The organism is Leisingera sp. ANG-DT, assembly GCF_000813785.1.
Lineage (GTDB): Bacteria > Pseudomonadota > Alphaproteobacteria > Rhodobacterales > Rhodobacteraceae > Leisingera.
The window spans coordinates 83110-106971 of sequence record NZ_JWLE01000009.1; the positions used below are offsets into that span (position 1 = coordinate 83110).

19 protein-coding genes are annotated in these 23862 nt (G+C 61.8%); 11 read left to right on the plus strand and 8 right to left on the minus strand.

The features are described from left to right. The 4 genes from RA21_RS10620 to RA21_RS10635 are packed head-to-tail and all read left to right on the plus strand — an operon-like array spanning position 1 to position 3491. Positions 1–1269 carry a nitrous oxide reductase family maturation protein NosD gene (locus RA21_RS10620; RefSeq protein ID WP_039148642.1) on the plus strand — a complete coding sequence of 423 codons (1269 nt, stop codon included), beginning with the start codon at positions 1–3 and terminating at the stop codon, positions 1267–1269. Further along, a complete protein-coding gene (locus RA21_RS10625) occupies positions 1262–2158 on the plus strand; it encodes an ABC transporter ATP-binding protein (RefSeq protein ID WP_039148644.1) in 897 nt (298 codons plus the stop codon). The genes RA21_RS10620 and RA21_RS10625 overlap by 8 nt, the downstream gene beginning before the upstream one ends. Continuing rightward, positions 2155–2976, plus strand: a complete 822-nt coding sequence (locus RA21_RS10630) for an ABC transporter permease (protein WP_019294817.1) — start codon at positions 2155–2157, stop codon at positions 2974–2976. The genes RA21_RS10625 and RA21_RS10630 overlap by 4 nt, the downstream gene beginning before the upstream one ends. Further along, positions 2973–3491, plus strand: a complete 519-nt coding sequence (locus RA21_RS10635) for a nitrous oxide reductase accessory protein NosL (protein ID WP_019294818.1) — start codon at positions 2973–2975, stop codon at positions 3489–3491. Before RA21_RS10630 ends, RA21_RS10635 begins: the two co-directional genes overlap by 4 nt. A 21-nt stretch (positions 3492–3512) precedes the next feature. Here RA21_RS10635 and hisD read toward each other — a convergent pair whose 3' ends face one another. Together hisD and RA21_RS10645 are read right to left on the minus strand one after the other, a co-directional pair. Further along, positions 3513–4790: a histidinol dehydrogenase gene (hisD, locus tag RA21_RS10640; protein WP_039148692.1), complete on the minus strand. Its 1278-nt coding sequence runs from the start codon at positions 4788–4790 to the stop codon at positions 3513–3515. A gap of 144 nt (positions 4791–4934) precedes the next feature. Beyond that, a complete protein-coding gene (locus RA21_RS10645; RefSeq protein WP_039148645.1) occupies positions 4935–5906 on the minus strand; it encodes a LysR family transcriptional regulator in 972 nt (323 codons plus the stop codon). Between the two features lie 206 nt (positions 5907–6112). Between RA21_RS10645 and RA21_RS10650 the strand changes: the two genes are divergently transcribed. The 3 genes from RA21_RS10650 to RA21_RS10660 all read left to right on the plus strand — a co-directional run bounded on the left by RA21_RS10650 (position 6113) and on the right by RA21_RS10660 (position 9277). Further along, positions 6113–7108 (plus strand): taurine ABC transporter substrate-binding protein, encoded by a 996-nt coding sequence (locus RA21_RS10650; RefSeq protein ID WP_019294821.1) that lies wholly within the window; start codon positions 6113–6115, stop codon positions 7106–7108. A 100-nt stretch (positions 7109–7208) separates the two neighbouring features. Further along, positions 7209–8015: a taurine ABC transporter ATP-binding protein gene (locus RA21_RS10655; RefSeq protein ID WP_019294822.1), complete on the plus strand. Its 807-nt coding sequence runs from the start codon at positions 7209–7211 to the stop codon at positions 8013–8015. Beyond that, positions 8012–9277: an ABC transporter permease gene (locus RA21_RS10660; RefSeq protein WP_039148648.1), complete on the plus strand. Its 1266-nt coding sequence runs from the start codon at positions 8012–8014 to the stop codon at positions 9275–9277. Before RA21_RS10655 ends, RA21_RS10660 begins: the two co-directional genes overlap by 4 nt. Before the next feature lie 71 nt (positions 9278–9348). Here the strand turns inward: RA21_RS10660 and RA21_RS10665 are convergent, their stop codons facing one another. Continuing rightward, entirely contained in the window at positions 9349–11784 is a 2436-nt protein-coding gene (locus RA21_RS10665; protein ID WP_039148650.1) for a GcvT family protein, read from the minus strand. 459 nt (positions 11785–12243) lie between these two features. Between RA21_RS10665 and RA21_RS10670 the strand changes: the two genes are divergently transcribed. The 4 genes from RA21_RS10670 to RA21_RS10685 all read left to right on the plus strand — a co-directional run bounded on the left by RA21_RS10670 (position 12244) and on the right by RA21_RS10685 (position 16858). Next, positions 12244–13368 carry an extracellular solute-binding protein gene (locus tag RA21_RS10670; protein WP_039148653.1) on the plus strand — a complete coding sequence of 375 codons (1125 nt, stop codon included), beginning with the start codon at positions 12244–12246 and terminating at the stop codon, positions 13366–13368. Positions 13369–13522: 154 nt separating this feature from the next. Continuing rightward, complete coding sequence (locus RA21_RS10675) at positions 13523–14635, plus strand: ABC transporter ATP-binding protein (RefSeq protein ID WP_039148655.1); 1113 nt, start codon at positions 13523–13525, stop codon at positions 14633–14635. Positions 14636–14648: 13 nt separating this feature from the next. Then, positions 14649–15569 (plus strand): ABC transporter permease, encoded by a 921-nt coding sequence (locus RA21_RS10680; protein ID WP_039148656.1) that lies wholly within the window; start codon positions 14649–14651, stop codon positions 15567–15569. Next, positions 15566–16858 carry an ABC transporter permease gene (locus RA21_RS10685; RefSeq protein WP_019294828.1) on the plus strand — a complete coding sequence of 431 codons (1293 nt, stop codon included), beginning with the start codon at positions 15566–15568 and terminating at the stop codon, positions 16856–16858. The genes RA21_RS10680 and RA21_RS10685 overlap by 4 nt, the downstream gene beginning before the upstream one ends. Before the next feature lie 70 nt (positions 16859–16928). Here the strand turns inward: RA21_RS10685 and RA21_RS10690 are convergent, their stop codons facing one another. From RA21_RS10690 to RA21_RS10710, 5 genes are all read right to left on the minus strand, one after another. Beyond that, positions 16929–17933 carry a helix-turn-helix domain-containing protein gene (locus RA21_RS10690; RefSeq protein ID WP_039148695.1) on the minus strand — a complete coding sequence of 335 codons (1005 nt, stop codon included), beginning with the start codon at positions 17931–17933 and terminating at the stop codon, positions 16929–16931. A 71-nt stretch (positions 17934–18004) separates the two neighbouring features. Beyond that, positions 18005–20863 (minus strand): aminomethyl-transferring glycine dehydrogenase, encoded by a 2859-nt coding sequence (gcvP, locus tag RA21_RS10695; RefSeq protein ID WP_019294830.1) that lies wholly within the window; start codon positions 20861–20863, stop codon positions 18005–18007. Between the two features lie 61 nt (positions 20864–20924). After that, complete coding sequence (gene gcvH / locus RA21_RS10700) at positions 20925–21290, minus strand: glycine cleavage system protein GcvH (RefSeq protein WP_039148659.1); 366 nt, start codon at positions 21288–21290, stop codon at positions 20925–20927. Between the two features lie 21 nt (positions 21291–21311). Next, positions 21312–22409: a glycine cleavage system aminomethyltransferase GcvT gene (gene gcvT / locus RA21_RS10705; protein WP_039148662.1), complete on the minus strand. Its 1098-nt coding sequence runs from the start codon at positions 22407–22409 to the stop codon at positions 21312–21314. Positions 22410–22478: 69 nt separating this feature from the next. Next, the gene (locus tag RA21_RS10710) at positions 22479–23849 is read right to left on the minus strand and encodes an alanine/glycine:cation symporter family protein (RefSeq protein WP_019294833.1); all 1371 of its coding nucleotides are present in this window, start codon (positions 23847–23849) and stop codon (positions 22479–22481) included. Positions 23850–23862 lie beyond the last annotated feature (13 nt).

Consider the following 23862-nt stretch of genomic DNA (forward strand, 5'->3'; position numbering starts at 1 on the left):
ATGAAACGGCTCCTGCCCATATCCCTGGTTGCGGCCCTTGCCGGCCTGGCGCCCGCGTGGGCGGCGGAATGGGATGTGCCCAATCGGGCAGGGGCCATCGCTGAAACACTGGCGCAGGCGGCGGATGGCGACACCCTCCGCCTCGCCCCCGGCGAATACGCCGAAACCCTGGTGCTGGACCGGCCTGTCATTCTGGACGGGCAGGGCCAGGCCACATTGGACGGGCAGGGCACAGGATCGGTGATCACCGTGACCGGGCCAGGCGTGACCGTTCAGAACCTGACCGTTGTTGGCTCCGGCTCCTCGCATCAGGAGATCGACAGCGGCATTAAACTGACCAAGACCGCAAAGGCGCCGCAGATCCTGAACAATGTGCTGCTGGGCAACCTATACGGCGTGGATATTCATGGCGCCACAGACAGTCTGGTGCAGGGCAACTGGATCGAGGGACGCCTGGACCGGCACATGAACGCCCGCGGCAACGGGGTCTATGTGTGGAACGCGCCGGGCGCGGTGGTCGACGGCAACGATATCCGTTTTGGCCGCGACGGGATCTTTGTGAACAGCTCCAAGAAGAACGCCTTCACAAACAACACCTTCCGCGACCTGCGTTTCGCGGTGCATTACATGTACGCCGATAATTCCGAGGTTTCGGGCAATGTCTCGATCGGCAATCACCTGGGTTATGCGGTGATGTTCTCGAAACGGGTCAAGGTGACCGGGAATGTCTCGCTGAATGACCGCGATCACGGGGTGATGCTGAACTATGCCAACCAGGGCGAGGTGCGCGGCAACTATGTGAAAGGCGCCAAGGACAAATGCACCTTCCTCTACAACGCGCACAAGAATGATTTTTCCGGCAACTGGTTCGAGGGCTGCGGCATCGGCATCCACTTCACCGCGGGCAGCGACGGCAACCGGATGGTTGGCAACGCCTTTGTCGGCAATCGGCATCAGGTGAAATTTGTCTCCACCAAATGGGTGGAGTGGAGCGAGGCCGGCCAGGGCAACTACTGGTCCGACTTCGCGGGTTTCGACGTGGACGGGGATGGCATCGCCGATGCGCCCTACCGTCCGAATGACAGCATGGACCATGTGCTGTGGACACAGCCGGCGGCGAAACTGCTGATGGGATCGCCCGCGGTGCAGCTGGTGCGCTGGTCGCAGTCGGCGTTCCCGGCGCTGCTGCCCGGCGGGGTGATCGACAGCCACCCGCTGATGCGGCCCGAGCGGCCAGAAGCCGCCAGAAAGGTTGAACAGGATGGATAACTCTCCGCTGCAGATCCGCGCGCTGGACAAGTTCCGAGGCAAGACACAAGTGCTGCATGGCATCGACCTGGACATCGCGCCGGGCGAACGGCTGGCGCTGTTAGGCCACAACGGCGCGGGCAAGTCGACGATGATCAAGGCGGTGCTGGGCCTGATCCGGCATGAGGGCGGAAGCATCCGCATTTGCGGTGCGGCGCCCGGCAGCGCCGCGGCGCGGGCGGCCACTGCCTTTCTGCCAGAGGCGGTTAGTTTCCACCCGGCTCTGACCGGGCATGAACAGCTGGCGCTGTTTGCCCGCCTTGCCGGTGAACGCGCTGACATCGAGGGCCTCTTGGAACGGGTCGGGCTGGGCGAGGCAATGCACCGCCGCATCGGCGCCTATTCCAAGGGGATGCGGCAGCGGCTGGGGCTGGCGCAGGTGCTGCTGGGCCGCCCGAAATTGGCGCTGCTGGACGAACCCACCAGCGGGCTGGACCCGATCTCGCGCCAGGACCTTTATGCCATCATCAATGAGCTGGCAGAGCAGGGCGCGGCGGTGCTGATCGCCTCCCACGCGCTGACTGAGGTGGAGGCGCGCACCGACCGTATCGCCATTCTGCGCAAGGGTGTGAAAGTGGCGGATGACACGCTGGCGGGCCTGTCGGCCCAGGCCGGGCTGCCGGTCAAGCTGCGGGTGCAGGCCAGCGGCGCGCACGCCGACCGGATCGCAACAGAGACCGGCGGGCGGCGGATCAACGGCGCCTCGGTCGAGGTCCTGTGTTCACCGCAGGACAAAATGGCCGAGCTGCGCAAGATCGCAGCCATGGGCGATGCGGTGGCCGATATCGACATGGTGCCGCCGCGGCTCGAAGACCTCTATCGCCATTACTCCGGGGAGGACCGCAAATGAGACGTGCCTTTGCCATTGCCCGCGCCGAGATGCTGATTCTGCGCCGCAACCGCTGGCTTTTCATGGCGACGCTGATCATGCTGGCCTTTGCGCTGGCGTTGTCCTTTGCCGGATCGGCGCCGACGGGAACGCTGGGGGTGGATATGCTGACCGTTTCGGTCGCCTCGATGACCACGCTGTCGGTCTACCTGGCGCCGCTCCTGGCTCTGATGATGGGATTTGACACGGTGGCGGGCGACCGGGACCGGGGCAGTCTTGCCCTGCTCCTGGCCTATCCTGCGGGCCGTGCGGAGATCCTGCTGGGCAAGCTGATGGCGCATCTGGCCGCCTTGTCTGTTGCCATGTGCATCGGCTTTGGCGCGGCAGGGGCCGTGGCCGCCTGGTTCGGCGGTGCAGGTACAGAGAGCTTTATGGCGCTGGGGCGGCTGGTGCTGACATCAATCCTGCTGGGTGCGGTGTTCTTGGTGCTGGGCTATGCGCTGTCGGCGCTCAGCAGCAGTGCAACAGCTGCCGCGGGTCTGTCTGCGGGCGTGTGGCTGGTGTTTGTGGTGCTTTATGACCTGGGACTGCTAGGGGCCGTGGTGATGGACAGCGGCGGGGTCTTTACCCAGAAGATTTTCCCCTGGGTGATGGTTGCCAACCCGGCGGATGCGTTCCGGCTGTGGAATGTCGCAGCCTCCGAAAGCGTGGCCCTTTCCAGTGGTATGGCTGGGGCTGCCAGAGCGCTGCCCGGCTGGGCCGCACCACTGTCGCTGGTGCTGTGGCCCGCGCTGGGCTTCCTGCTGGCCTGTGCCGCGTTCCGGAGGGTAGAGCCATGAAACGCCTGATCCTTGCGGCTGCGCTGGTCCTGCCTGCCTGCCAGGAAGAAGAGGCCAAGGCACCGCCTGCGCCGGTGGAGCTGACCGAAGCGGCGCTCAGCTACTTCTGCCAGATGAATGTGGCTGAACATGGCGGACCCAAGGGGCAGATCCATCTGGACGGTTTCCCTACACCGCTGTTCTTTGCCCAGGTGCGCGATCTGGCGGCCTATGTGAAAAGCCCGGAACGTGATGCGGAGATCACCGCGATATATGTGAGCGACATGGGCGCAGCACGAAGCTGGGAACATCCCGGCACTGAAAACTGGATTGATGCCAAGGGTGCGCATTTCGTGGTCGGATCCAACGCCGCTGGCGGCATGGGCGCGCCGGAGGTTGTGCCCTTTTCCTCGCCGGAAGAAGCTGCGCGGTTTGCCAAGCGGTATGGGGGCACTGTTGCCGGGTTTGACAGCATCCCGGACGAGGCGGTGCTTGGACCGGTTGATCTGGACCAGCAGCTGGAGACGCCGTCCTGAGAACGGCGCCTCCCTAGGGTTTTAAACCGTCTCGGGCATCAGCCGCATTTCGGCGGCGATGGCGTGGCCTTCCATTCCTTCCATCCGGCTGATCCGCGCGGTGCGCTGGGCCAGTTCATGCGAGGCGGCGGCGTTGCAGCGCTGCCAGGTCACGGTCTTGGTGAACTTGTGCACTGACAGCCCGCCGGTATAGCGCGCCGCGCCGCTGGTCGGCAGCACGTGGTTGGGGCCTGAGCTCTTGTCGCCGAAGGATACCGTGGTTTCCTTGCCCAGGAACAGCGAGCCATAGGCGGAGAGGCGGTCGAGCCACCAATCTAGGTCTTCGGCCTGCACCTGCAGATGTTCGGGTGCATAGCGGTCGGCCACTTGGGCGGCCTCCTCGCGGGTTTCGCACAGAACGACCTCTGCGCGTTCGTGCCAGGCGCGGTGGGCGGCGGAAAGGTTGGGTTCAGGCAGTCTGTCGATCAGGCCCTGTACTCGGGCCATGACCCCAGTTGCCAGAAGTTCGCTGGTGGTGATCAGCCAAACCGGGCTGTCGGCGCCGTGTTCGCACTGGCTGACAAGATCCCAGGCGACGGTCTCTGCATCGGCGGTGTGGTCGGCAATCACCAGCGAGTCGGTTGGACCTGCAAACATGTCGATGCCAACCTCTCCGAACAGCATCCGTTTGGCCTCTGCCACATAGGAGTTGCCGGGGCCGACCAGAATGTCGGCAGGCTGGGCGCCAAACAGGCCCTGGGCCATGGAGGCAATGCCCTGCACCCCGCCGAGGTTCAGGATCAGGTCTGCGCCGCATAGGTCCATGGCATAGACGATAGCATCGGGGATGCCGCTGCCGGGGCGCGGCGGCGACACCGCTGTGATGTGGGACACGCCTGCCACCTTGGCGGTGGTGATGGTCATCAGCGCGCTGGCGATATGGCTGTAGCGGCCGCCCGGCACGTAACAGCCGGCACTGGATACCGGGATCTGCTTCTGGCCTGCGATCAGGCCGGGGATCACCTCCACCTCGCATTCACCCATCGTGGATTTCTGCGCCTCGGCGAAGCGGCGGATGTTGGCATGGGCAAACTGGATGTCGTCCTTGGTTTGCTGCGATACCCGGTTGCAAGCGGCACGGCGCTGGGCGTCTGTGACCACGATCGGACCGGTCCAGCCATCCAGCTTTTCCGCATAGCGGCGCACGGCCTCCTCGCCCTCGCGCTGGATATTGGCCAGCATCACTGCAACGGTATCGCGGATGTCGCTGCTTTCGGTGGCAGGACGTGCCTGGGCCTTTTTCAAATAAGTGATTGCCATGTCATGTTCCTCGAAGGGCCGCAGAATGCGCGGGGAGCGCACGGCGCGGATTGCGCCTAAGACAGCTGCTGACAGGCTTCATGGTCAACCCGTGGCCGGCGGGTTTCGAAAAACACGGATGTTTGTTTCGAATAGCAATAGCGGTCAGCCGGCGCCCGACGGCAGGGTCCGGAACTCTTCGCCCAGCCAGGGAAAGCGCTGGGTGATCGGATCGGTGAAATGCAGGCGCAGTGACTTTTGCAGGGCTTCATGAATGAGCTGGGAAGTGGCCGCGGGGTAGACGCTGGTTGTAAACAGCGACACCGTGCGGGCAAAGCTTTTACCAGGAAAGCGCACGACCTTGACCTTGTCGTGGAAGCGCTGGGCGCGATGGTAGCTGGCGGCGGTGGTGACGGTCCAGCCGCTGTCTTCGGAAACCAGACCTATGATGGATTGGTTGCATTCCAGTTCAAAGCGGTTGGGCAGAGCGATCTTGAGCCGGGTCAGCTGGGTTTCGATCTGCTTGCCAATTGTGTGGTCGCGGGAATAGCGCAAGAAGGGCAGCGGCGCGTCAGCCTTGGTCAGATCCTCGACGCTGCCGGAATAGCCTGCCGGGACAACCAGAATGAACGGGTCGCGCATCAGCGGGTATTCGATCAGATCAGGGAGCAGCCCGGACGGGCGGGTGGCAACGCCTGCATCCAGTTTCTGCGCCTGCAGTTTTTCGATGATCTCATGGCTGGGGCGGGTGTAGTGCCGGAAGCTGCACCGGGGCAGCGCGGTGGAGAGGAACTGGAACAGCTCCGGGCCGACTTCATTGTCGAAGTCATCCAATAGGGCCATGCGCAGATCGGTTGCGTGCTGCCAGCTGCCGGAGCGTATTTCTGCTTCGCCCCGCCTTAGCGTCATCAGCCCGTCGTAGACATAGCGGGCAAAGACCACGCCTGCGGGCGTCAGACCCATCGGACGGCGTGTGTGATCCACCAGATCAACGCCAAGCGCGCTTTCCAGGCTGCGCAGATGATTGGACACGGTGCTGATCGAGAGCCCGGTTTCTGCTGCCACTTTTTGTATAGACCCGGACTTCGAAATCAGCTGAAAAACTTCCAGCCAGCGCAGGCTCAGCGTTTTTTGCATATGCGGCCCTCCTTAGGGTTTGCATATGCTATCCTCAGAAATGCGCCAACACATCCGAAAAAATCGAAACTGAGTTTTACTTTCCATGCATGAGTAATTTTATTCTACAGCGAATTCCCTTCCCGGATAAGGTTTGCCGTGCAAAAATCAGAGCCTTAAGGCCCGCATAGAACGGGTCAGGCGTGACAACTGGGAGAACCAAAAACATGATCAAAAAGTATCTGCTTTCAACAGCCTGCGCAGCCGCAGCCGCGATTTCAGCAACACAGGCCTCAGCTCTGGATGAGATTACTGTGGCCTATTTCCTGGAATGGCCGATGCCCTTCCAGTTTGCCAAGGCCAACGGCACCTATGAAGAAGAGATGGGTGTAAAGATCAACTGGGTCTCATTTGACACCGGCACCGCAATGTCTGCGGCGATGGCCTCAGGCGATGTGCAGATTGCCGTCAGCCAGGGCGTTCCGCCGTTTGTAGTTGCGACTTCGGCCGGTCAGGACATCCAGACGGTGGATGTGGCGGTCAGCTACTCTGACAACGACAACTGCGTAGTGGCCGAAGCGCTGGAGATCGACAAGACCAACGCGGGCGAACTGAACGGCAAGAAGGTTGGCGTACCGATCGGCACCGCCGCGCACTACGGATTCCTGTCGCAGATGGCGCACTTCGGTGTTGATATTGGCTCGATGGAGATCGTCGACATGGCGCCTGCCGATGGCGCAGCGGCATTTGCCCAGGGTAACCTGGACATGGTTTGCGGCTGGGGCGGCGCGCTGCGGCGGATGGTGGAGCATGGTAATGTTCTGCTGACCGGCGCCGAGAAAGAAGAACTGGGCATTCTGGTATTTGACGTGACCAGCGCGCCGGCAGGTTTCATTGCGGATGAGGGTGCGCTTCTGAGCAAGTTCCTGAAAGTGACCGCAGATGCCAATGCAATGTGGAATGCGGGCGACAGCAAGGATGAGATGCTGCCGGTGATTGCCAAGGACGCAGGTATGGACCTGGCCGATGCCGAGGCCACCATCGCAACCTTCAGCTTCCCCTCGGCTGAGGATCAGCTATCCGAGAAGTGGCTGGGCGGCGGCGCGCAGAACTTCATGAAGGGTGTGGCGGATGTGTTCGTGAATGCGGGCAGCATCGAAGCGGCGCTGGATTCCTATGACGGTGCCGTGGACAGCGGACCTCTGGAAGCCGCTCTGAACTGAGCCGTCATGTTTTGACTAAGGCGGACGGCCCGGATCCCGGGCCGCCCGCATCCGCATTTGCAGACCGGCTGCAAACTGGCGCTAACAGGAAGGGGAAGCGATGTCGGGACTGGACATCAAGAGTGTCTCCATGCGTTTCGATCTGCCCAATGGCAGCTCGGTTCAGGCGCTGAAAGACGTTTCATTGAATTTGCAGGCGGGAGAACTGCTGTCGGTGCTGGGACCGTCGGGCTGCGGCAAGACCACGCTGCTGAACATTCTGGCCGGGTTCCTGGCCCCCACCGAAGGCGAGGTGGAGCTGAACGGCCATGTGGTGACTGGTCCTGACGCTGAACGCGGCATGGTGTTTCAGAAAGGCGCACTGTTCGAATGGATGAACGTGCGCGACAACGTGGAATTTGGCCCCCGGATGAAGGGGATGGGCAAGGCGGAGCGGGAGAAGATCTCCGACCATCTTCTGGAAATCGTCGGCCTGCAGGATTTCAAGGAAAAGGCGGTTTACGAGCTGTCGGGCGGCATGCAGCAGCGTGTGGCGCTGGCACGCTGCCTAGCCAATGAGCCGGATGTGATCCTGATGGACGAACCTCTGGGTGCGCTCGACGCGCTGACGCGTGAGAAGATGCAGGGTCTGGTGCTGAAGCTGTGGAAGGAGACCGGAAAGACCATCATCCTGATCACCCACTCGGTAGAGGAGGCGCTGCTGCTGGGCGAGCGGCTGATCGTGATGGCGCCGCGGCCCGGCCGGATTCACCGCGAGTACCAACTACCCTTTGCTGAGCGCGGAGTGAATGCGGACCTGCGCGACGTCAAGAAATCCGAAGGCTTTGCCGAGACCCGGGATGAGATCCTCTCGATGATCTGGGAGATGGAAGAGGAGATCATGGGCCGGACGGAGCAAGTGGCATGAGCGTACTTCTGTTTTACATCGCGCTGTTTGCCGGTGCCTTTTTCCTGGTGCAGGTTATCCGCAAAGGAATGCAGTCGAGGCAGGACTTCACCAGCCTCAAGACCGTGACCTTCGGCGACGAAAGCGCGGTCACGCCGGACCGTGCGGCGTCGATCATATCGGTTCTGGTGATTTTCGTAATCTGGGCGGCGTTTACCGGCTCCAAGCTGTTCCCGATTCACGTTCCTGGGCCATTCACCGGCGAAACTGTATTCACGTATACCTTGGAAAACGCGGATGGTGCCACGGATGACGCAGATGTCACCGTGCGGGTCTTCGGATTTGGCGAGGACGTCGAGAAGTTCGAAGTCGAGGGCGGCAGCGGCTTTGCCGCGAATGATGCGCTGGCGGCCCAGGCAGGGCGTTCAACCACGCTGCTGTTTGACAAGAATGACGAGGCCAAACGCCGGGACGGCGCAAAGATTGTGGCGATCAATGGAGAGCCGATTGCGATTGGCGGCGCGGTCGACACAGGAGACGGCACCGTGACGCTGACCGGAAAGGGCGCAATCAGCTTTACTCCGGACAGCGGCATGCAGATGAACCCGATCTGGCTGCCGGCCCCGGAAACCGTGGTGTCGAGATTCTTTGAGATTGCCAGTGAGGGCTATCAGAATTTTTCGCTGTGGCAGCACCTGGGCTGGTCGCTCTTGCGGGTTGTGGCGGGCTTTGTGACCGGCGCCATAGTCGGTATCCCGCTGGGCTATGCCATGGGGCTATCCGGCTGGTTCCGCGGCTGGTTCGATCCGATTGTCGAGTTCATGCGGCCGGTGCCGCCTTTGGCGCTGATCCCGCTGGTCATCATCTGGTTTGGCATCTGGGAGACCGGCAAGATCGTTCTGCTGTTCCTGGCGGCGCTCTGGATCATGACCATTGCGGCGCGTGCCGGGGTTTCGGGCGTGAACATCTCCAAAATCCATGCGGCCTATTCGCTGGGCGCTTCAAAGTGGCAGATCATGCGCCATGTCATCGTGCCGAACTCTCTGCCCGAAATCTTCACCGGCGCGCGGGTTGCAATGGGGGTTTGCTGGGGCACGGTTGTGGCGGCTGAGCTGGTTGCAGCGCAGAAAGGCGCCGGCATGATGATCATTGCGGCGTCCAAGTTCCAGCTCACGGATATCGTGATTATGGGCATCGTACTGATCGGCATCATCGGCTACGGCATTGATATCCTGATGCGCAAGGCAGAGAACTGGCTGGTGCCGTGGAAAGGCCGAAGCTGACCAGAAAACTGCAGCGCAAAATAAACAACGCCCGGGGGAAGCTCCCGGGCGTTTTGCTGTTCAGCACAGGATCAGCTGCGAATGCGTTCAAATCCTGGATCATATGGGGAGGGAGCGATAACCGTAGCGGCAACCAGATCCCCGCACAGATCAAGCTGCATGGCGCTGCCGGTCGCGGCAAGTTCCGGATCCACAAAGGCATAGGCCAGATTCATCCCCACCCTGTGGCCCCAGTCGCCGGAGGTCACAGTGCCCACAACTTTATTCCCTTGAACCAGCGAAGCGCCGCCATGCGGCGGAGCATGGCTGGCCTCCACCTTCAGAGTGACCAGCCTCTTGCGTGCACCCTTTGCCTGGCGTTTCCGCAGGGCTTTCCTGCCAATAAAATCACCTTTCTCCAGCTTCACGAAACGCTCCAGCCCCGTCTCAAAGGGATCGAACTCGGTGATCAGGTCGGCCTTCCAGTGCAGAAAGCCCTTCTCTATCCGCATCGACTCGACCGCACGGGCGCCGAAAAGTTTGAGCCCGTGCGCCTCTCCAGCTTTGCGTAAGGCCAGATAGGCAGCATAGAGCGAGGCATTGGAAACGTGGATTTCATAGGCAAGCTCACCGGAGAAACTGACGCCCATCACCGTGGCCGGGGCAATTCCGATGAAGCATTCCCGTACCGACAGCCAGGGGAAGGCTTCAGCCGACCAGCTGCCCCGGGCGCAGTCCGAAAGCACATCCCGCGCCCGGGGGCCGGCCAGAACCAGGATCGTCTGGTCATTGGTCAAGGACCGGATGCGCACGTCTTCCCCCGGCTGGACATTCTGGCTGAGCCAATCCATGTCGTGGAACTCGCTGGCGGCTGCAGAGCCGTACCAGACTCGCTCCGGCTCCCGGTCAGAAGCGGGCAAGTTGGCGATCGTGGCTTCGCTTTTGATCATGCCGTGGTGGTTCAGCAGATAGCCGAGGCCAACCCGTCCTGAATGTTTGTTGACGGTGCCGCAGAACATGCGATCAAGGAAGCTGTGGCGGTCTGCGCCGGTAATCTCGAACCGGTTGAAGCCGCTAACCTCACAGAGGCCCACGTTTTCCTGCACGTTTTTTACTTCGGCGGCAACTACGTTGAAGGCCTCATCGAAGCTGAAGGTGAGTGAAGGGTGAAAGTCTGGCGCGGGCTTGATGTAGTCCACCCGCTCCCAGCCGTTCACCACGGTGAATTCAGCGCCCTCCGCGGCCATCACAGGCGTGAGCGGCGTGGTCTTGGCCGGACGGCCTGCCGGGCGGTGCTCATGCGGGAAGTGGAAACGGAATTCGTTCTGATAGTCCTCAATAGCCTTCAGAGCGGTCAGTTCCACGTTGGCATGGCCCGTGAAGCGACGCGGGTCGATGCACCAGGTATCGTAGCAGGCCTCGCCATGCACGATCATCTGCGCCAGAAGCCAGCCGTGGCCGCCCCCTTCACCCAGTCCTGCGCGCAAACCGATGGCGCAGAAAGCGTTGCGCTTGCCCGGGATTGGGCCGATCAGCGGCGCGCCGTCGATGGTATAGGTGATCGGGCCGTTCACGATGGATCGGATGCCGGTTTCGCGCAACGCAGGCATCCGCGCGAACGCGCCCTCCAGCACATCCATCACCCGCTCCAGATCATCTGGGCAGAGCGCGTTGACAAAGTTCGGGTCGATCCCGTCCATGCCCCAGGTCTTGCAATCCTGCTCGTAGAAGCCGATCAGCAGGCCGTTCTTTTCCTGGCGGCAGTAATAGTCGGAGATCGGGCAGCGGATCAGCGGCATCCGGTGGCCTGCCTCCACGATTCCGAGGATGTCTTCGGTCAGGAAATACTGGTGTTCCATCGACGCGACGGGGTGGTGCACCCCCATCATCGCGCCGACCTCATTCACCCGGTAGCCGCAGGCGTTTACGACGATGTCGCAGTCGATGCCCCCGTGTTCCGTGTGCACGGTCCAGGTGTCGTCCTTGTGCTGGGTAAGTGCGGTCACAGGCGTGTTGCGGTAGACCTCAGCGCCTGCCTTGCGGGCGTGATAGGCCAGCGCCTGGCATAGCTGCGCCGGGTCAATGTCGCCGTCCATCGGATCCCACAACCCGCCGGCCAGGTTAACGGTTGAAATCAGCGGGTGGCGACGGGCGCATTCCTCGGCATCAATCACCTCGAAGTGCACATCCATGCCGCGGGCCATCGAGGTAAAGTGGCGATAGCCACACATTTGTTCGGCAGTGTTGGCAAGGCGGATGCCGCCGTCGCCATGGTGGTAATTGATCGGGTACTCCGGGTCATCCGCCAGTTTCTTGTAGAGCGCGATGGAGTGGCTTTTCAGGCCAACCATCGTTTGGTTCATGCCGAAATTCGTTACCTGGGCTGCCGAGTGCCAGGTTGTGCCGCTGGTCAATTCGTTGCGTTCGACCAAAACGACATCGCTCCAGCCCTCCTGGGTAAGGTGGTAGAGGGTGGAGCAGCCAGCGATGCCGCCGCCGATCACCACAACTTTGGTGCGCGATTTCATGAAGTGGGCCTCCCAACAGTATCGTATCGACTAGGCCGCAGGACGGCAGCGGCGGCAAGGAAACGTTCCGGAATTCGCAGAAAAACGAATGCGGAATTGAGCGAAATTGAAAGGTGCCGCAGGGCCACTGCCTGCGAGGCATTCCGTTAACGCCCAGCTGTGTCACGATGTTTTTACCTGCCGGAGTGATACAGCTTTCTGCTGGCCTAAGACGCAGGAGCGTTGACGGCCCGCCCCGCGGCGCGCAGAGTGCTACTACAGAGATAGTTTCTCATCGCGGTTTTGTCGCGGGTGTTCTCAAATCGTGCCAAAACTGGCACCATGTTGCGCAAATTGATGGGTGATCTGGTCTTATCGTTTTTGAAAACTGTCACTGTTGGAGGCGGGCAAGCCTTCGCAAGGTTTCACTGTTGAAACAACAAGAACAACAATTAACAGTCCAAAGGGAGAATTGGATCAATGACAAACACTGGTAAGCTGACGCGGCGGAGCATTCTGAAAAGTGCCGGCGCCGCCGCCCTGGCAGCCCCGCTTTATTCGAAAAGCGCGCTGGCGTCTTCGGGCGAAATCAACATCCTGATGTGGTCGGACTACCTGCCGCCGGAATTCATTTCCGGTTTTGAAGCCAAGACGGGCATCAAGGTGAACTACACCGGCATCGGGTCTAACGAAGAAATCATCAACAAGATGAAGGCCACCAAGGGTCAGGGGTTCGACATCGTTTCGCCGACCAACAACCGCTCGCTGCAGTGGGGGCCGCTGGAGCTGCTGAAACCCTTCGACATGAGCAAGGTCAACATTGACGCGGTGAACCCGGCTATGGCCAAGATCGGCACGGATGCCTGGAACTTCGGCGGTGGCGGTGTGCACTGGCTGCCGCATATCTGGGGCACCGAAGGCATCGCCTACCGCACCGACCTGTGGCTGCCGGAAGGCGATGCGCCGTCTTATGGCGACGTCTGGTCCGAAGAGAATGCAGGCAAGACCATGGGCCGGGCGCACTCGATGATGCTGGGCGCAGGTCTCTATATGGAAGCCTCGGGCGAGATGGAGCCTGGCTCGATCTGGGCGGCCTATGACGACGAGGAAACCATGCGCAAAGTCTGGGGCCAGGTTACTGACTGGTGCGTGGCGCGCAAGGACCGGATCAAGCTGATCTGGAACGATGCCGACACCCAGAAAAACGGCCTGCTGAACGAAGGCGTGGTGGTCGGCCAGACCTGGGACGGCCCGCCGCTGGCGCTGAAATCCGCAGGCGAGCCGGTGCACTATCAGGCGCCTGTTGAGGGCGCGATGGCCTGGGTTGACGGCATCTCGATGCCGGTGGGCGCGCAGAACGAAGAGCAGGTCTATGCCTTCATCTCCTATGCATACGAGCAGGAGCCTGCAGGCAAGGCAATCGACAGCCACGGATATAACTCGCCGGTGCTGGGCGCAGACGGCTTCTCCGGCGACGTCTACAAGAAGAACTTTGCCGAGGCCTATCCGGGCAATTCGCTGGCCAACCTGAACCCCTGGCCGGCAGAGGCGCCCTGGTACGCCGACGTGCGCACCGAGTTCGTCAACAAGTTCAAAAGCGCGTAACAACTGCGCCTGAAACACTTGGCCCCCGGATCTTTTCCGGGGGTCAGCCATGTGCCGCGCGGCGCAATCACAAAAGAATAGAAACAGGAAGCAGGCCTAGCGGGGCCGGTGGCTTGCCACCGGATTGGGGACCTGCACCCTGGGGAGAAGCCAAATGAGTGCTGGGGTCGGCGTTGATCTCGAGAATCTCTGGATCCGTTTCGGTGACTTTGTCGCCGTGCGAGATGCCAATGTGAACATCAATGGGGGGGATTTCTTTTCCTTCCTTGGGCCTTCGGGCTGCGGCAAGACCACGATCCTGCGCGCGGTTTCCGGCTTTCTGGATCCGAGCGACGGCCGTGTGTTGATCGGCGGCAATGACATGAAGGGGATCGGGCCGAACAAACGCCCGACCGCGCTGATTTTCCAGAATCTGGCGCTGTTCCCGCTGATGAAGATCTGGGAAAACATCACCTTTTCCATGGAAATCAAGGGCGCCTCTGCCAAGGAACGCCGCAAGCGCGCGGATGAGCTCTTGGACATGATCGCACTGCCGGGACAGGGCGACAAGCTGCCCTCCGAACTGTCAGGCGGCCAGCGCCAGCGGGTGGCGATTGCGCGCGCCCTCTGCGCAGAGCCGGATGTGCTGCTGCTTGATGAGCCGCTGTCGGCCTTGGATCTCAAGCTGCGCCAGCACATGCGCACCGAGCTGCGCGAGATTCAGCAGCGGGTTGGCATCACCTTCATCTACATCACCCACGATCAGGGCGAGGCGCTGACCATGTCCGACAATATCGCGGTGATGAAGGCGGGCGTCATTGACCAGATCGCCGATGGCAAGACCATCTACAACGACCCCTCAACCGCATTTGCGGCGTCATTCGTCGGCGAAAACAACGTCTTCCGCGGCAAGGTCAAGCGCGTTATGGGCAATGAAGCTCTGATCGCGACCAACCGCTCCGGCGAACTGGTGGCGCGGATCTCCACTGCCAACCAGGGCAGGATGAAGGAAGGCGACGATGCAATGATGTTCATCCGCCCCGAGGCCTTTGCCTTGGCGCCGCAAGGCGCGTCCGGTGACCATTTCGTGACGGCCAAGGTCAACCACGAGGAGTTTGAGGGCAACGTCTTCAACATTTTCATGGAAGGCGACGGCGGTAAGGAGCTGAAGGTCTCCATCCCCAACCTCGGCCAGTCGTTTGACGATCATACCGGCCAGAACATCACCCTGGAATACGAGACGAAAAACGCCGTCTGTGTTCCGGCTGGTGAGCTGGCCGCGGAATAAGGAGGCTTTAGCCATGCCAAGCTTCCTGAGGGAGTTTTTCAAACGCAATGGCGTCGGCATGGGCAGTCTGATGCTGGGTCTGGTCCTGTTCTGGACCATCGGCCTCATCATCCTGCCGCAGCTGTCGATGCTCGACTTCTCGTTCCGGCCGAACCTGCCGCCCCCGGAAATCGGCGGGCCCAAGGACGTCTATACGCTGGAGAACTACAAATACCTGATCTACGGCCCGGAGGGCGGCAGCCAGGATTACAACGCGGTCGACCTCAAGGTGTTCTTCCGCACCCTGGTGGCGGCGGTCTGCGTCACCGTCTTCAACCTGATCCTGTGCTACCCGATTGCCTATTACCTGGCCCAGACCAAGGGCAACCACATCCGCATCTTCGCGCTGATGCTGATCATCCCGTACTGGATCAACGAGATCCTGCGCGCCTTTGCACTGCGCATCATCTTCGGCGAGACCGGGGTGCTGAACAACATGCTGGTGGGCTTGGGTGTGTTCGACACGCCCTTCGACTTCATCCGCAATGACATCGCGCTTTACGCAGGCTTGGGCTACGCCTACATCCTGCTGATGATCTTCCCGATCTACAACGTGATCGAGAGCCTTGACCGCAACCAAATTGAGGCCGCGCGCGATATGGGCGCCAGCTGGCCGATGATCCACCGCCGGGTGGTCATTCCCTATGCCAAACCGGGGATTTCTTCGGGCTGCACCATGGTGTTCATGCTGTCGGCGGGCGCACTGGCGGCGCCGCAGATCCTCGGCGGCCCGTCGTCCCTGTGGTTCACGCAGCTGATCTATCAGCAGTTCAATGACAATTCCGACTGGCCGCAGGGTGCTGCTTATGCGGTGGTTCTGTTGGTCACCTGTATCCTGCTGGTGCTGGCGGTCATGCGCTTGTTCAAGGTGAACATGGGGGATATCGGCAAATGAAGAACTTCACCTTTATGCGCCTGAGCCTCTGGGTCTATCTGGCGATCTTCTTTGCCTATCTGCTGGGGCCGCTGGTGATAATGTCGGCAACTGCCTTCAACTCACCTTCGTTCCCGCGGATGACCCCTTGGGAGTGCCTCACGTTTGAATGGTTCTCGGCTCTGTTCCAGGACGAGCGGATTCTGAACGGTATCTGGAACTCAATCCTGGTGGGCGCAGGCACGGTTGTGCTGTCTGTTGCGATGGGCCTGGCGGGGGCGCTGATGCTCACCCAGATATGGCCCAAACTGCGGGCCACCTATTACACGGTGATCATTGCGCCGATCCTCATTCCCGGCGTGGTGCTGGGTATCTCGACGCTGGTATTCTGGGACCGGATCAACCGGATGCTGGGGCTTGGCGCCGACAGCTTCCTGTCGAACGGCTTGTTCCTGACCATCATCGGTCAGTCCACCTTCATCGCCAGCTATTGCATGCTGGTGCTGGTGGCGCGCCTGCAGCGCTATGACATCGCCCTGACAGAGGCGGCGCTGGATCTGGGGGCCACCCATGCTCAGGCTTTCCGCAAGGTTCTGCTGCCGTTCATGCGGCCCGCCATCGCCTCCGCCGCGGTGCTGGCGTTCCTGGCGAGCTTTGAGAACTACAACACTACCACCTTCACCTTCGGTGAATACCCGACGCTGACCATCGAGCTGGCGCAGAAAGTGCGTTACGGCATCACGCCCGCGATCTCGGCCCTGGCCTTTATCATCGTGGTGCTGACGGTCTTTGCGGCGCTGTTCAACGAGGCCAGCATCCGCCGCAAGCAGCTGGTGGCCGAGGCGCGCAAGAAGGCGACCGTGGAAGAGCTGGAGAGCGGCAAGCTGCGGCTTCCAGGTTTCCTCAGCTCAAATGCTGCTGCGGTAGCGCTTGTGGTTGTTGCCTGTGTAACAGTTGCGGTTGTCGGAACCGCAACGGTTTACAGCCCGCAGCAGTGTATCGCCAACGTGCAGGAGCAAAAGCGCCTGGAGACCGAAGAGCGCATCCAGGAACTGCGCCGCCAGCGCGAACTGCGCCGCCAGCAGTTGCAGGAACAGCAGGGCGAAGCCCCTGAACCAACCGCGCCCTCCACCGGCTCCGGCAATAACTCCGGCTTTGGCGGTGTGTTTGCCCCGGGCAGCCTGTCGGGTGAAGGCGAGGCAGAGCCTGAGGCAGAGCAGGCGCCTCAGGGCAACAACTCCGGCTTCGGCAATGTCTTTGATCCGAACGCCCTGTCAGGCGACGGCGAGGACAGCGGCTCCGGAAATTGAACTCCTCTGCCCTGAAACACCAAAGGCGGCCCGAAGGGGCCGCCTTTTCAGTTGCCAGGACCGGCTGTGCTCAGGCCAGCGAGCCTGCCGGATGCCGGTCAGCATAATATTGTTTGCGGAATGCCTGCGGGCTGGTTTTGTACTCACGTTTGAACCATTCCGTCAGGCTGCTGCGCGAGCCAAAGCCGGTGGCGGCCACAATCTCGGCCAGCGGCAGGGTGGTGTGCAACAAAAGCTGGCGCGCCTTTTCGATGCGCAGCTTTCGGTAGGCCGCAAGCGGGCTGGTCTGTGCTTTCTGCTGGAAGCGGCGTTCCAGCTTGCGCGGAGAAACCCCGGCCTGCTGAGCGATGTCGCGGATTAAAAGCGGCTCTTCCAGGTTCTGCTGCATCAGGTCGAGGATCTTGACCACCAGCGCGTCGCCGCCGGCTGTCTGACGCAGCTGCAAGGAGACCTTGGACTGTTCAGAGGCCGGGCCAAAGGCAAGGCCCAGGTAGTCGCAGACTGCATCAGCGATGAAGGCGCCGCGGTCAGCGCGCAGGAAAGCCGCAAGCACGCGCAGCGCAGCGAAACTGCTGACCGCTGTGCTGATGCGGCCTGCCGAGGTGGTCAACGTGCCTGACGGAGCGCAGATCATCTGCTCCTCTTCCGCGGCGGCGGCAAAATTTGTATGTACCGCGGTCTCGATAGCGGCATTCAGGCCGGTTTCCGTCAGCAGGAAAATGGCACTGCCGGCAAACAGGCAGCGCTGTGCCTGGCGGCAGATCCGCTGCAGGCTGGCTTTCTCGCCGGAGTTCAGCGGCCAGCGGCTGGAAATGCCACCGAGGAAAATGACGGTCTGCGGTTTCCAGCCCTCCGGCACGGTACGCATATGCGAGGCCAGATTGCGCACGGCGGTGCGGTAGCCGCTGTCGGGGAACAGATCATTGGCGGCGCGGAAGATTTCGCAGATCATCTGGGCCGCGGCGGGGGAATCTGGCTGCGGCAGAATGATTTCGACATCGTGGAAGCGGGCCTGTGCCGCGCTGTCAGCGGATTGCCGGGGCGCTGGCACGATCAGCGGTTCGAGACGGGACATCATTCTCTCCTCTGAGCGGGTCATGCGGGGTGCCCCGCCGGACAGGCCGGCGGGGCAGAAAGCCTGTTTGATCAGGCTTCAGCTTCTTCGTAGTCCGACATCGGCGGGCAGGTGCAGATCAGGTGACGGTCGCCATAGGCGTTGTCGACCCGGTTCACGGCCGGCCAGTATTTGTCGACGCCGAGGTTGCCCGGCGGGAAGCAGGCCTGTTCGCGGCTGTAGGGACGATCCCATTCACCCACCAGGTCGCGCACCGTGTGCGGCGCGTGCTTCAGGGGGTTGTTTTCGGGGTCGATCTTGCCGTCGATTATGTCCTGCGCCTCCGAGCGGATCGACAGCATGGCGTCGCAGAAGCGGTCCAGCTCATCCTTGGGCTCGGATTCGGTTGGTTCCACCATCAGCGTGCCGGCCACAGGCCAGGACATGGTCGGGGCGTGGAAGCCCGAGTCGACCAGACGCTTGGCGATGTCGTCCACGGTGACGTGGCCTTCATCGTTCAGCGGGCGGGTGTCCAGGATGCACTCATGCGCCACACGGCCCGTTTCCGAGGTGTAAAGGATTTTGTAGGCATCCTTGAGACGGGCTGCGATGTAGTTCGCGTTCAGGATCGCAACTTTGGTCGCCTGGGTCAGACCCTCGCCGCCCATCAGCAGACAGTAGGCCCAGCTGACCGGCAGGATCGAGGGCGAGCCGAACGGAGCCGCCGAAACCGGACCGACTGCAGTGCCGTACTCCGGGTGCCCCGGCAGGTGCTCTTCCAGATGCGCCTTGACGCCGATCGGACCCATGCCAGGGCCGCCGCCGCCATGCGGAATGCAGAAGGTCTTGTGCAGGTTCAAGTGCGAAACGTCGCCGCCAATCTTGCCCGGCTGCGCGAGGCCCACCATGGCGTTCATGTTGGCGCCGTCGATGTAGACCTGACCGCCATGATCATGGGTGATCTGGCAGACTTCCTGCACGGTTTCCTCGAACACGCCGTGGGTCGACGGGTAAGTGATCATGCAGGCCGCGAGGTTTGCGGAATGCTCCTCGGCCTTGGCGCGGAAGTCGGCGACGTCGATGTTGCCGCTGTCGTCCGATTTCACCGGAACCACCTTGTAGCCCACCATCTGTGCCGACGCCGGGTTGGTGCCGTGCGCGGAGGTCGGGATCAGGCAGATGTTGCGGTGTGCTTCACCCCGGGCCGCGTGATAGTTGCGGATGGTCAAGAGGCCCGCGTATTCGCCCTGCGCACCGGAGTTCGGCTGCTGGGAGATCGCGTCATAGCCGGTGATCTGGCAGAGCTTGTCGTTCAGATCGGCGATCATCTGGTGGTAGCCCTGCGCCTGGTCTTCCGGGCAGAAGGGGTGCAGGTTGCCGAATTCCGGCCAGGTGACCGGGATCATCTCGATGGTCGCGTTCAGCTTCATGGTGCAGGACCCCAGCGGGATCATTGCACGGTCCAGCGCCAGGTCGCGGTCGGCCAAGCGGCGCATGTAGCGGGTGATCTCTGCCTCGGCCCGGTTCTTGTGGAAGATCGGGTGAGTCAGGTACTCGCTTTCACGCAGCGCATAGTCCGGCAGGCGGTAGGCGCGGTTCTTGACGCTGTCGTCCTTCTTCTCGATGCCGAAAGCACCCCAGACCGCTTCGATGGTTTCCGGGCGGGTCTGCTCGTCCAGCGAGACGCCGACGTGGCTGTCGCCGATCTTGCGCAGGTTCACGCCGCGGGCAACGGCTGCCTCCATGACAGTTTTCTGCAGCGGGCCAACCTCGACGGTGATTGTGTCGAAGAAGACTTCCGGCTCCACCTTGAAACCGTGCTCCTCCAGCCCCGCGGCCAGGCGCGAGGTCTTGCGGTGCACCGACTGGGCAATTGCCTTGATGCCGTCGGGGCCGTGGTAGACCGCGTACATCGACGCGATGACAGCCAGCAATGCCTGTGCGGTACAGACGTTGGAGTTGGCTTTTTCGCGGCGGATGTGCTGTTCGCGGGTCTGCAGCGCCAGGCGGTAGGCCTTGTTGCCGCGGGCGTCGACCGACACGCCGATAATGCGGCCGGGCATGGCCCGCTTCAGCTTGTCGGTGGTCGCCATGTAGGCTGCGTGCGGGCCGCCATAGCCCATCGGAACGCCGAAACGCTGGGTGGAGCCGATGGCAATATCCGCACCCATTTCGCCGGGCGACTTCAGCAATGCCAGCGCCAGGATGTCGGCGGCGACAACGGCGATGCCCTTGTGCTCGTGAATGGCTTCGATTTCCTTGGTGAAATCGCGCACGTGGCCGTAGGTGCCGGGGTACTGGAATATCGCGCCGAAGACCGCGCCCGGGTCCAGCTCGTCCGGATCGGCAACCACCACGTCGATGCCCAAAGGCTCGGCGCGGGTCTGGATCACGGCGACGGTCTGCGGGTGGCAGTTCTTGTCGACGAAGAAGGCCGCGTTGTTCGCCTTGGAGCGCGAGCCGCGATGCGCCATTGCCATGGCTTCGGCAGCGGCGGTGGCTTCGTCCAGCAGCGAGGCGTTGGCAACATCCAGGCCGGTCAGATCGCTGACCATCGTCTGGAAGTTCAGAAGCGCCTCAAGACGGCCCTGGGAGATTTCCGGCTGATAGGGGGTATATGCAGTGTACCAGGCCGGGTTTTCCAGGATGTTGCGCAGGATCGGCGCCGGGGTGGTGGTGCCGTAGTAGCCCTGGCCGATCAGCGAGGTCAGCACTTTGTTCTTCGAGGCCACCTGCTTCATGTGGAAGAGGGCGTCGCGCTCGGTCATTGCCGGGCCCCAGTCCAGCGCCTCTTTCTGGCGGATGGCGGGCGGCACGGTGGCGTCGATCAGCTCGTCCAGGGTTTTGAAGCCGATCACCTGCAGCATATCCCGCATCTCGGTCGGAGACGGGCCGATATGGCGCCGGTTGGCGAAGTCATAGGCTTCGTAATCGGTAAGTTTGAAGGCCATTACAGAGGTCCTTGTCTGGGGCAATGGACCCCGCCGGACGGTTCCGGCGGGGAAGGGGTGCTTAGCTGATCAGGGCTTTGTAGCCGTCCAGATCCATCAGATCGTCCAGCTGCGACGCGTCCGACAGCTTGATCTTGTAGATCCAGGCGTCGCCTTCCGGGCTTTCGTTCAGGGCGCCGGGGTTGTCGGCCAGGGCTTCGTTCACCTCGACCACTTCGCCGTCCAGCGGCGCGTAGATTTCGGAGGCTGCTTTCACCGACTCGATGACGCCGATCTCGCCGCCTTTTTCGAACTCTTCACCCGCTTCGCGCTGTTCGACGAAAACAACTTCGCCCAGCTGGTCGGCGGCGTGCTGGGTGATGCCCAGGGTTGCCACGTCACCTTCGACGGTGATCCATTCATGCTCTTCAGAGTAATAGGTGGCCATGTTGACTCTCCTGATGATGTCTTAGCGTTTGTAGTTCTGAGTAACGAAGGGCAGGGCGACGATTTCAGCCGGCTGCGCCTTGCCGCGGATGATGAGATTCACCTTGGTGCCTGCGGCGCTGTGATCCGCCGCAACATAGCCCATGGCAACCGGGCCGCCGACAGTGGGGCCGAAGCTGCCAGAGGTGATGGCGCCCAGAGTATCGCCGCTTTCGCTTTGGATTTCCACGCCCTGGCGGGCAGGGGCACGGCCTTCGGGCTTGATGCCGACCAGTTTCTTGGCGGCGCCTTCGGCCAGTTCCTTCTGGATCCGGTCGGCACCGGGGAAGCCGCCTTCTTCCTTGCGGCGCTTCTGGATTGCCCAAGACAGCGACGCCTCGATCGGCGAGGTCGACTGGTCGATGTCGTTGCCATAGAGGCAGAGGCCGGCTTCCAAGCGCAGGCTGTCGCGGGCGCCCAGGCCTGCGGGCTCGCAGTCGTCATGGGCCAGGAATAGCTTGGACACGCGGATTGCGTCGGCTTCCGGGATCGAGATCTCGTAGCCGTCCTCGCCGGTGTAGCCCAGGCGGGAGATGCGGCATTCGACACCGCCGATCTCGGCAATGGTGGTCTCCATGAACTTCAGTTCACGGGCTGCGGGGCACAGCTCGCCGACAACGTCCTCGGCCTTGGGGCCTTGCACGGCAACCAGCGCGCGATCGAAGATCTCGGTTACTTCGACACCGTCCAGATTGGCCTGCATATGCGGGATGTCCTGGTGGCGCAGGGCGGCGTTCACCACCACAAAGTAATGATCGCCAGCGTTGGAGACAATCAGGTCGTCCATGATGCCGCCGCCCTCGTTGGTGAAGAAGCCGTAGCGCGCCTTGCCTTCCTTGAGGGTGGCATAGGCCTGCGGGCAGAGCGTTTCCAGCTTCTCGCCCACGTTTTCACCGCGCAGGATCACCTGGCCCATGTGGGAAACGTCAAACAACGCTGCTTTTTCACGGCACTGCTTGTGCTCGCCCATGATGCCCATGGGATACTGGACCGGCATTTCCCAGCCGGCGAAGTCGACCATTTTGCCGCCAAGCTCGACGTGCAGGTCATAAAGCGGGGTGCGTTTGGGTGCGTCGGTCATCCTGTGCAGCCTTTGAATTACTAGGGTTTCGGGGTGGAGGAGGGCGCAGGACGCGCCCTCCCGGAGAGCTTACTCGGCAGCGTGGCCGGCTTCTTCCGATTTGCCGCCGGTGGCAAAGAACTCTTTCGTCACCTTGAAGACGATCGGGCTCAGCAGCGCCAGGGCGATCAGGTTCGGGATGGCCATCATCGCGTTCAGCGTGTCAGCCAGCAGCCAGATGAAGCCCAGATCGGCGGTTGCACCGAAGTAAATCGCGATGATCCACAGGATGCGGTAGGGCAGCATGACCTTCACACCGAACAGGAACTCCATGCACTTCTCGCCATAATAGGACCAACCAAGGATGGTGGTGAAGGCAAAGATCGACAGAGCGATTGCGATCAGGTAGCCACCGAAGCCGGGCAGCGAGGTTTCGAACGCCAGCGAGGTCAACGCCGCACCGGATTCACCCGAGGTCCAGGCGCCGGAGGCGATGATCGCCAGGCCGGTGATCGAGCAGACAATGATGGTGTCGATGAAGGTGCCCAGCATCGCGATCAGGCCCTGGTTGACCGGACCTTTGGTCTCAGCCGCTGCGTGCGCAATCGGGGCGGAGCCGAGGCCCGCTTCGTTGGAGAACACACCGCGGGCCACACCAAAGCGGATCGCGGCCCAGACCGCCGCACCGGCAAAGCCGCCTTCGGCTGCCGACGGGGTGAAGGCATGGGTGAACACCAAGCCGAACGCGGCGCCGATAGCGTCTGCGTTGATGACCAGCACGATCAGGCCCGCAATGATGTAGCTGACCGCCATGAACGGAACCAGCTTGCCAGCCACTGCGCCGATGCGGGTGATGCCGCCCAGGATCACAGCGCCGGTCAGCACCATCAGAACTACGCCGGTGACAGAGGTGTTGAAGCCGAAGTTTGTTTCCAGCACTTGCGCCACACCGTTGGCTTGTACTCCGTTGCCGATGCCGAAGGCCGCGATGGAGCCGAACACGGCAAAAGCAACACCCAGCCAGGCCCATTTCGCGCCGAGGCCGTTCTTGATGTAGTACATCGGGCCACCGACATAGTTGCCTTCTTCGTCCCGCTCGCGGAATTTCACCGCGCAAACAGCTTCGGAATACTTAGTGGCCATGCCGACCAGCGCGGTCATCCACATCCAGAACAGCGCACCGGGGCCGCCGAGGAAAACGGCAGTCGCAACGCCTGCGATGTTGCCGGTGCCGATTGTGGCCGACAGTGCCGTCATCAGTGCGTTGAACGGGGTGATCTGGCCTTCGCCGGTGCCTTCACGGCCTTTGAACATCAGGCCGAAGCCCATGCCCAGTTTCCGGATCGGCATGAATTTCAGGCCGACCTGAAGGAAGAAGCCGACGCCGAGAATGAGGACCAGCATCATCGGCCCCCAAACCACGCCGTTTACGGCTCCTACGATTGAATTTAACGCTTCCATGGGTCTCCTCCCG

Coding starts and splice junctions, on each gene's coding strand:
- RA21_RS10680 (WP_039148656.1), top strand. CDS start 14,649: ATGCCAAGCTTCCTGAGGGAGTTTTTCAAACGCAATGGCGTCGGCATG.
- RA21_RS10685 (WP_019294828.1), top strand. CDS start 15,566: ATGAAGAACTTCACCTTTATGCGCCTGAGCCTCTGGGTCTATCTGGCG.
- gcvH (WP_039148659.1), bottom strand. CDS start 21,290: ATGGCCACCTATTACTCTGAAGAGCATGAATGGATCACCGTCGAAGGT.
- RA21_RS10635 (WP_019294818.1), top strand. CDS start 2,973: ATGAAACGCCTGATCCTTGCGGCTGCGCTGGTCCTGCCTGCCTGCCAG.
- RA21_RS10665 (WP_039148650.1), bottom strand. CDS start 11,784: ATGAAATCGCGCACCAAAGTTGTGGTGATCGGCGGCGGCATCGCTGGC.
- RA21_RS10625 (WP_039148644.1), top strand. CDS start 1,262: ATGGATAACTCTCCGCTGCAGATCCGCGCGCTGGACAAGTTCCGAGGC.
- RA21_RS10690 (WP_039148695.1), bottom strand. CDS start 17,933: ATGTCCCGTCTCGAACCGCTGATCGTGCCAGCGCCCCGGCAATCCGCT.
- RA21_RS10620 (WP_039148642.1), top strand. CDS start 1: ATGAAACGGCTCCTGCCCATATCCCTGGTTGCGGCCCTTGCCGGCCTG.
- hisD (WP_039148692.1), bottom strand. CDS start 4,790: ATGGCAATCACTTATTTGAAAAAGGCCCAGGCACGTCCTGCCACCGAA.
- gcvT (WP_039148662.1), bottom strand. CDS start 22,409: ATGACCGACGCACCCAAACGCACCCCGCTTTATGACCTGCACGTCGAG.
- RA21_RS10630 (WP_019294817.1), top strand. CDS start 2,155: ATGAGACGTGCCTTTGCCATTGCCCGCGCCGAGATGCTGATTCTGCGC.
- RA21_RS10645 (WP_039148645.1), bottom strand. CDS start 5,906: ATGCAAAAAACGCTGAGCCTGCGCTGGCTGGAAGTTTTTCAGCTGATT.
- RA21_RS10655 (WP_019294822.1), top strand. CDS start 7,209: ATGTCGGGACTGGACATCAAGAGTGTCTCCATGCGTTTCGATCTGCCC.
- RA21_RS10650 (WP_019294821.1), top strand. CDS start 6,113: ATGATCAAAAAGTATCTGCTTTCAACAGCCTGCGCAGCCGCAGCCGCG.
- RA21_RS10670 (WP_039148653.1), top strand. CDS start 12,244: ATGACAAACACTGGTAAGCTGACGCGGCGGAGCATTCTGAAAAGTGCC.
- RA21_RS10660 (WP_039148648.1), top strand. CDS start 8,012: ATGAGCGTACTTCTGTTTTACATCGCGCTGTTTGCCGGTGCCTTTTTC.
- RA21_RS10675 (WP_039148655.1), top strand. CDS start 13,523: ATGAGTGCTGGGGTCGGCGTTGATCTCGAGAATCTCTGGATCCGTTTC.
- RA21_RS10710 (WP_019294833.1), bottom strand. CDS start 23,849: ATGGAAGCGTTAAATTCAATCGTAGGAGCCGTAAACGGCGTGGTTTGG.
- gcvP (WP_019294830.1), bottom strand. CDS start 20,863: ATGGCCTTCAAACTTACCGATTACGAAGCCTATGACTTCGCCAACCGG.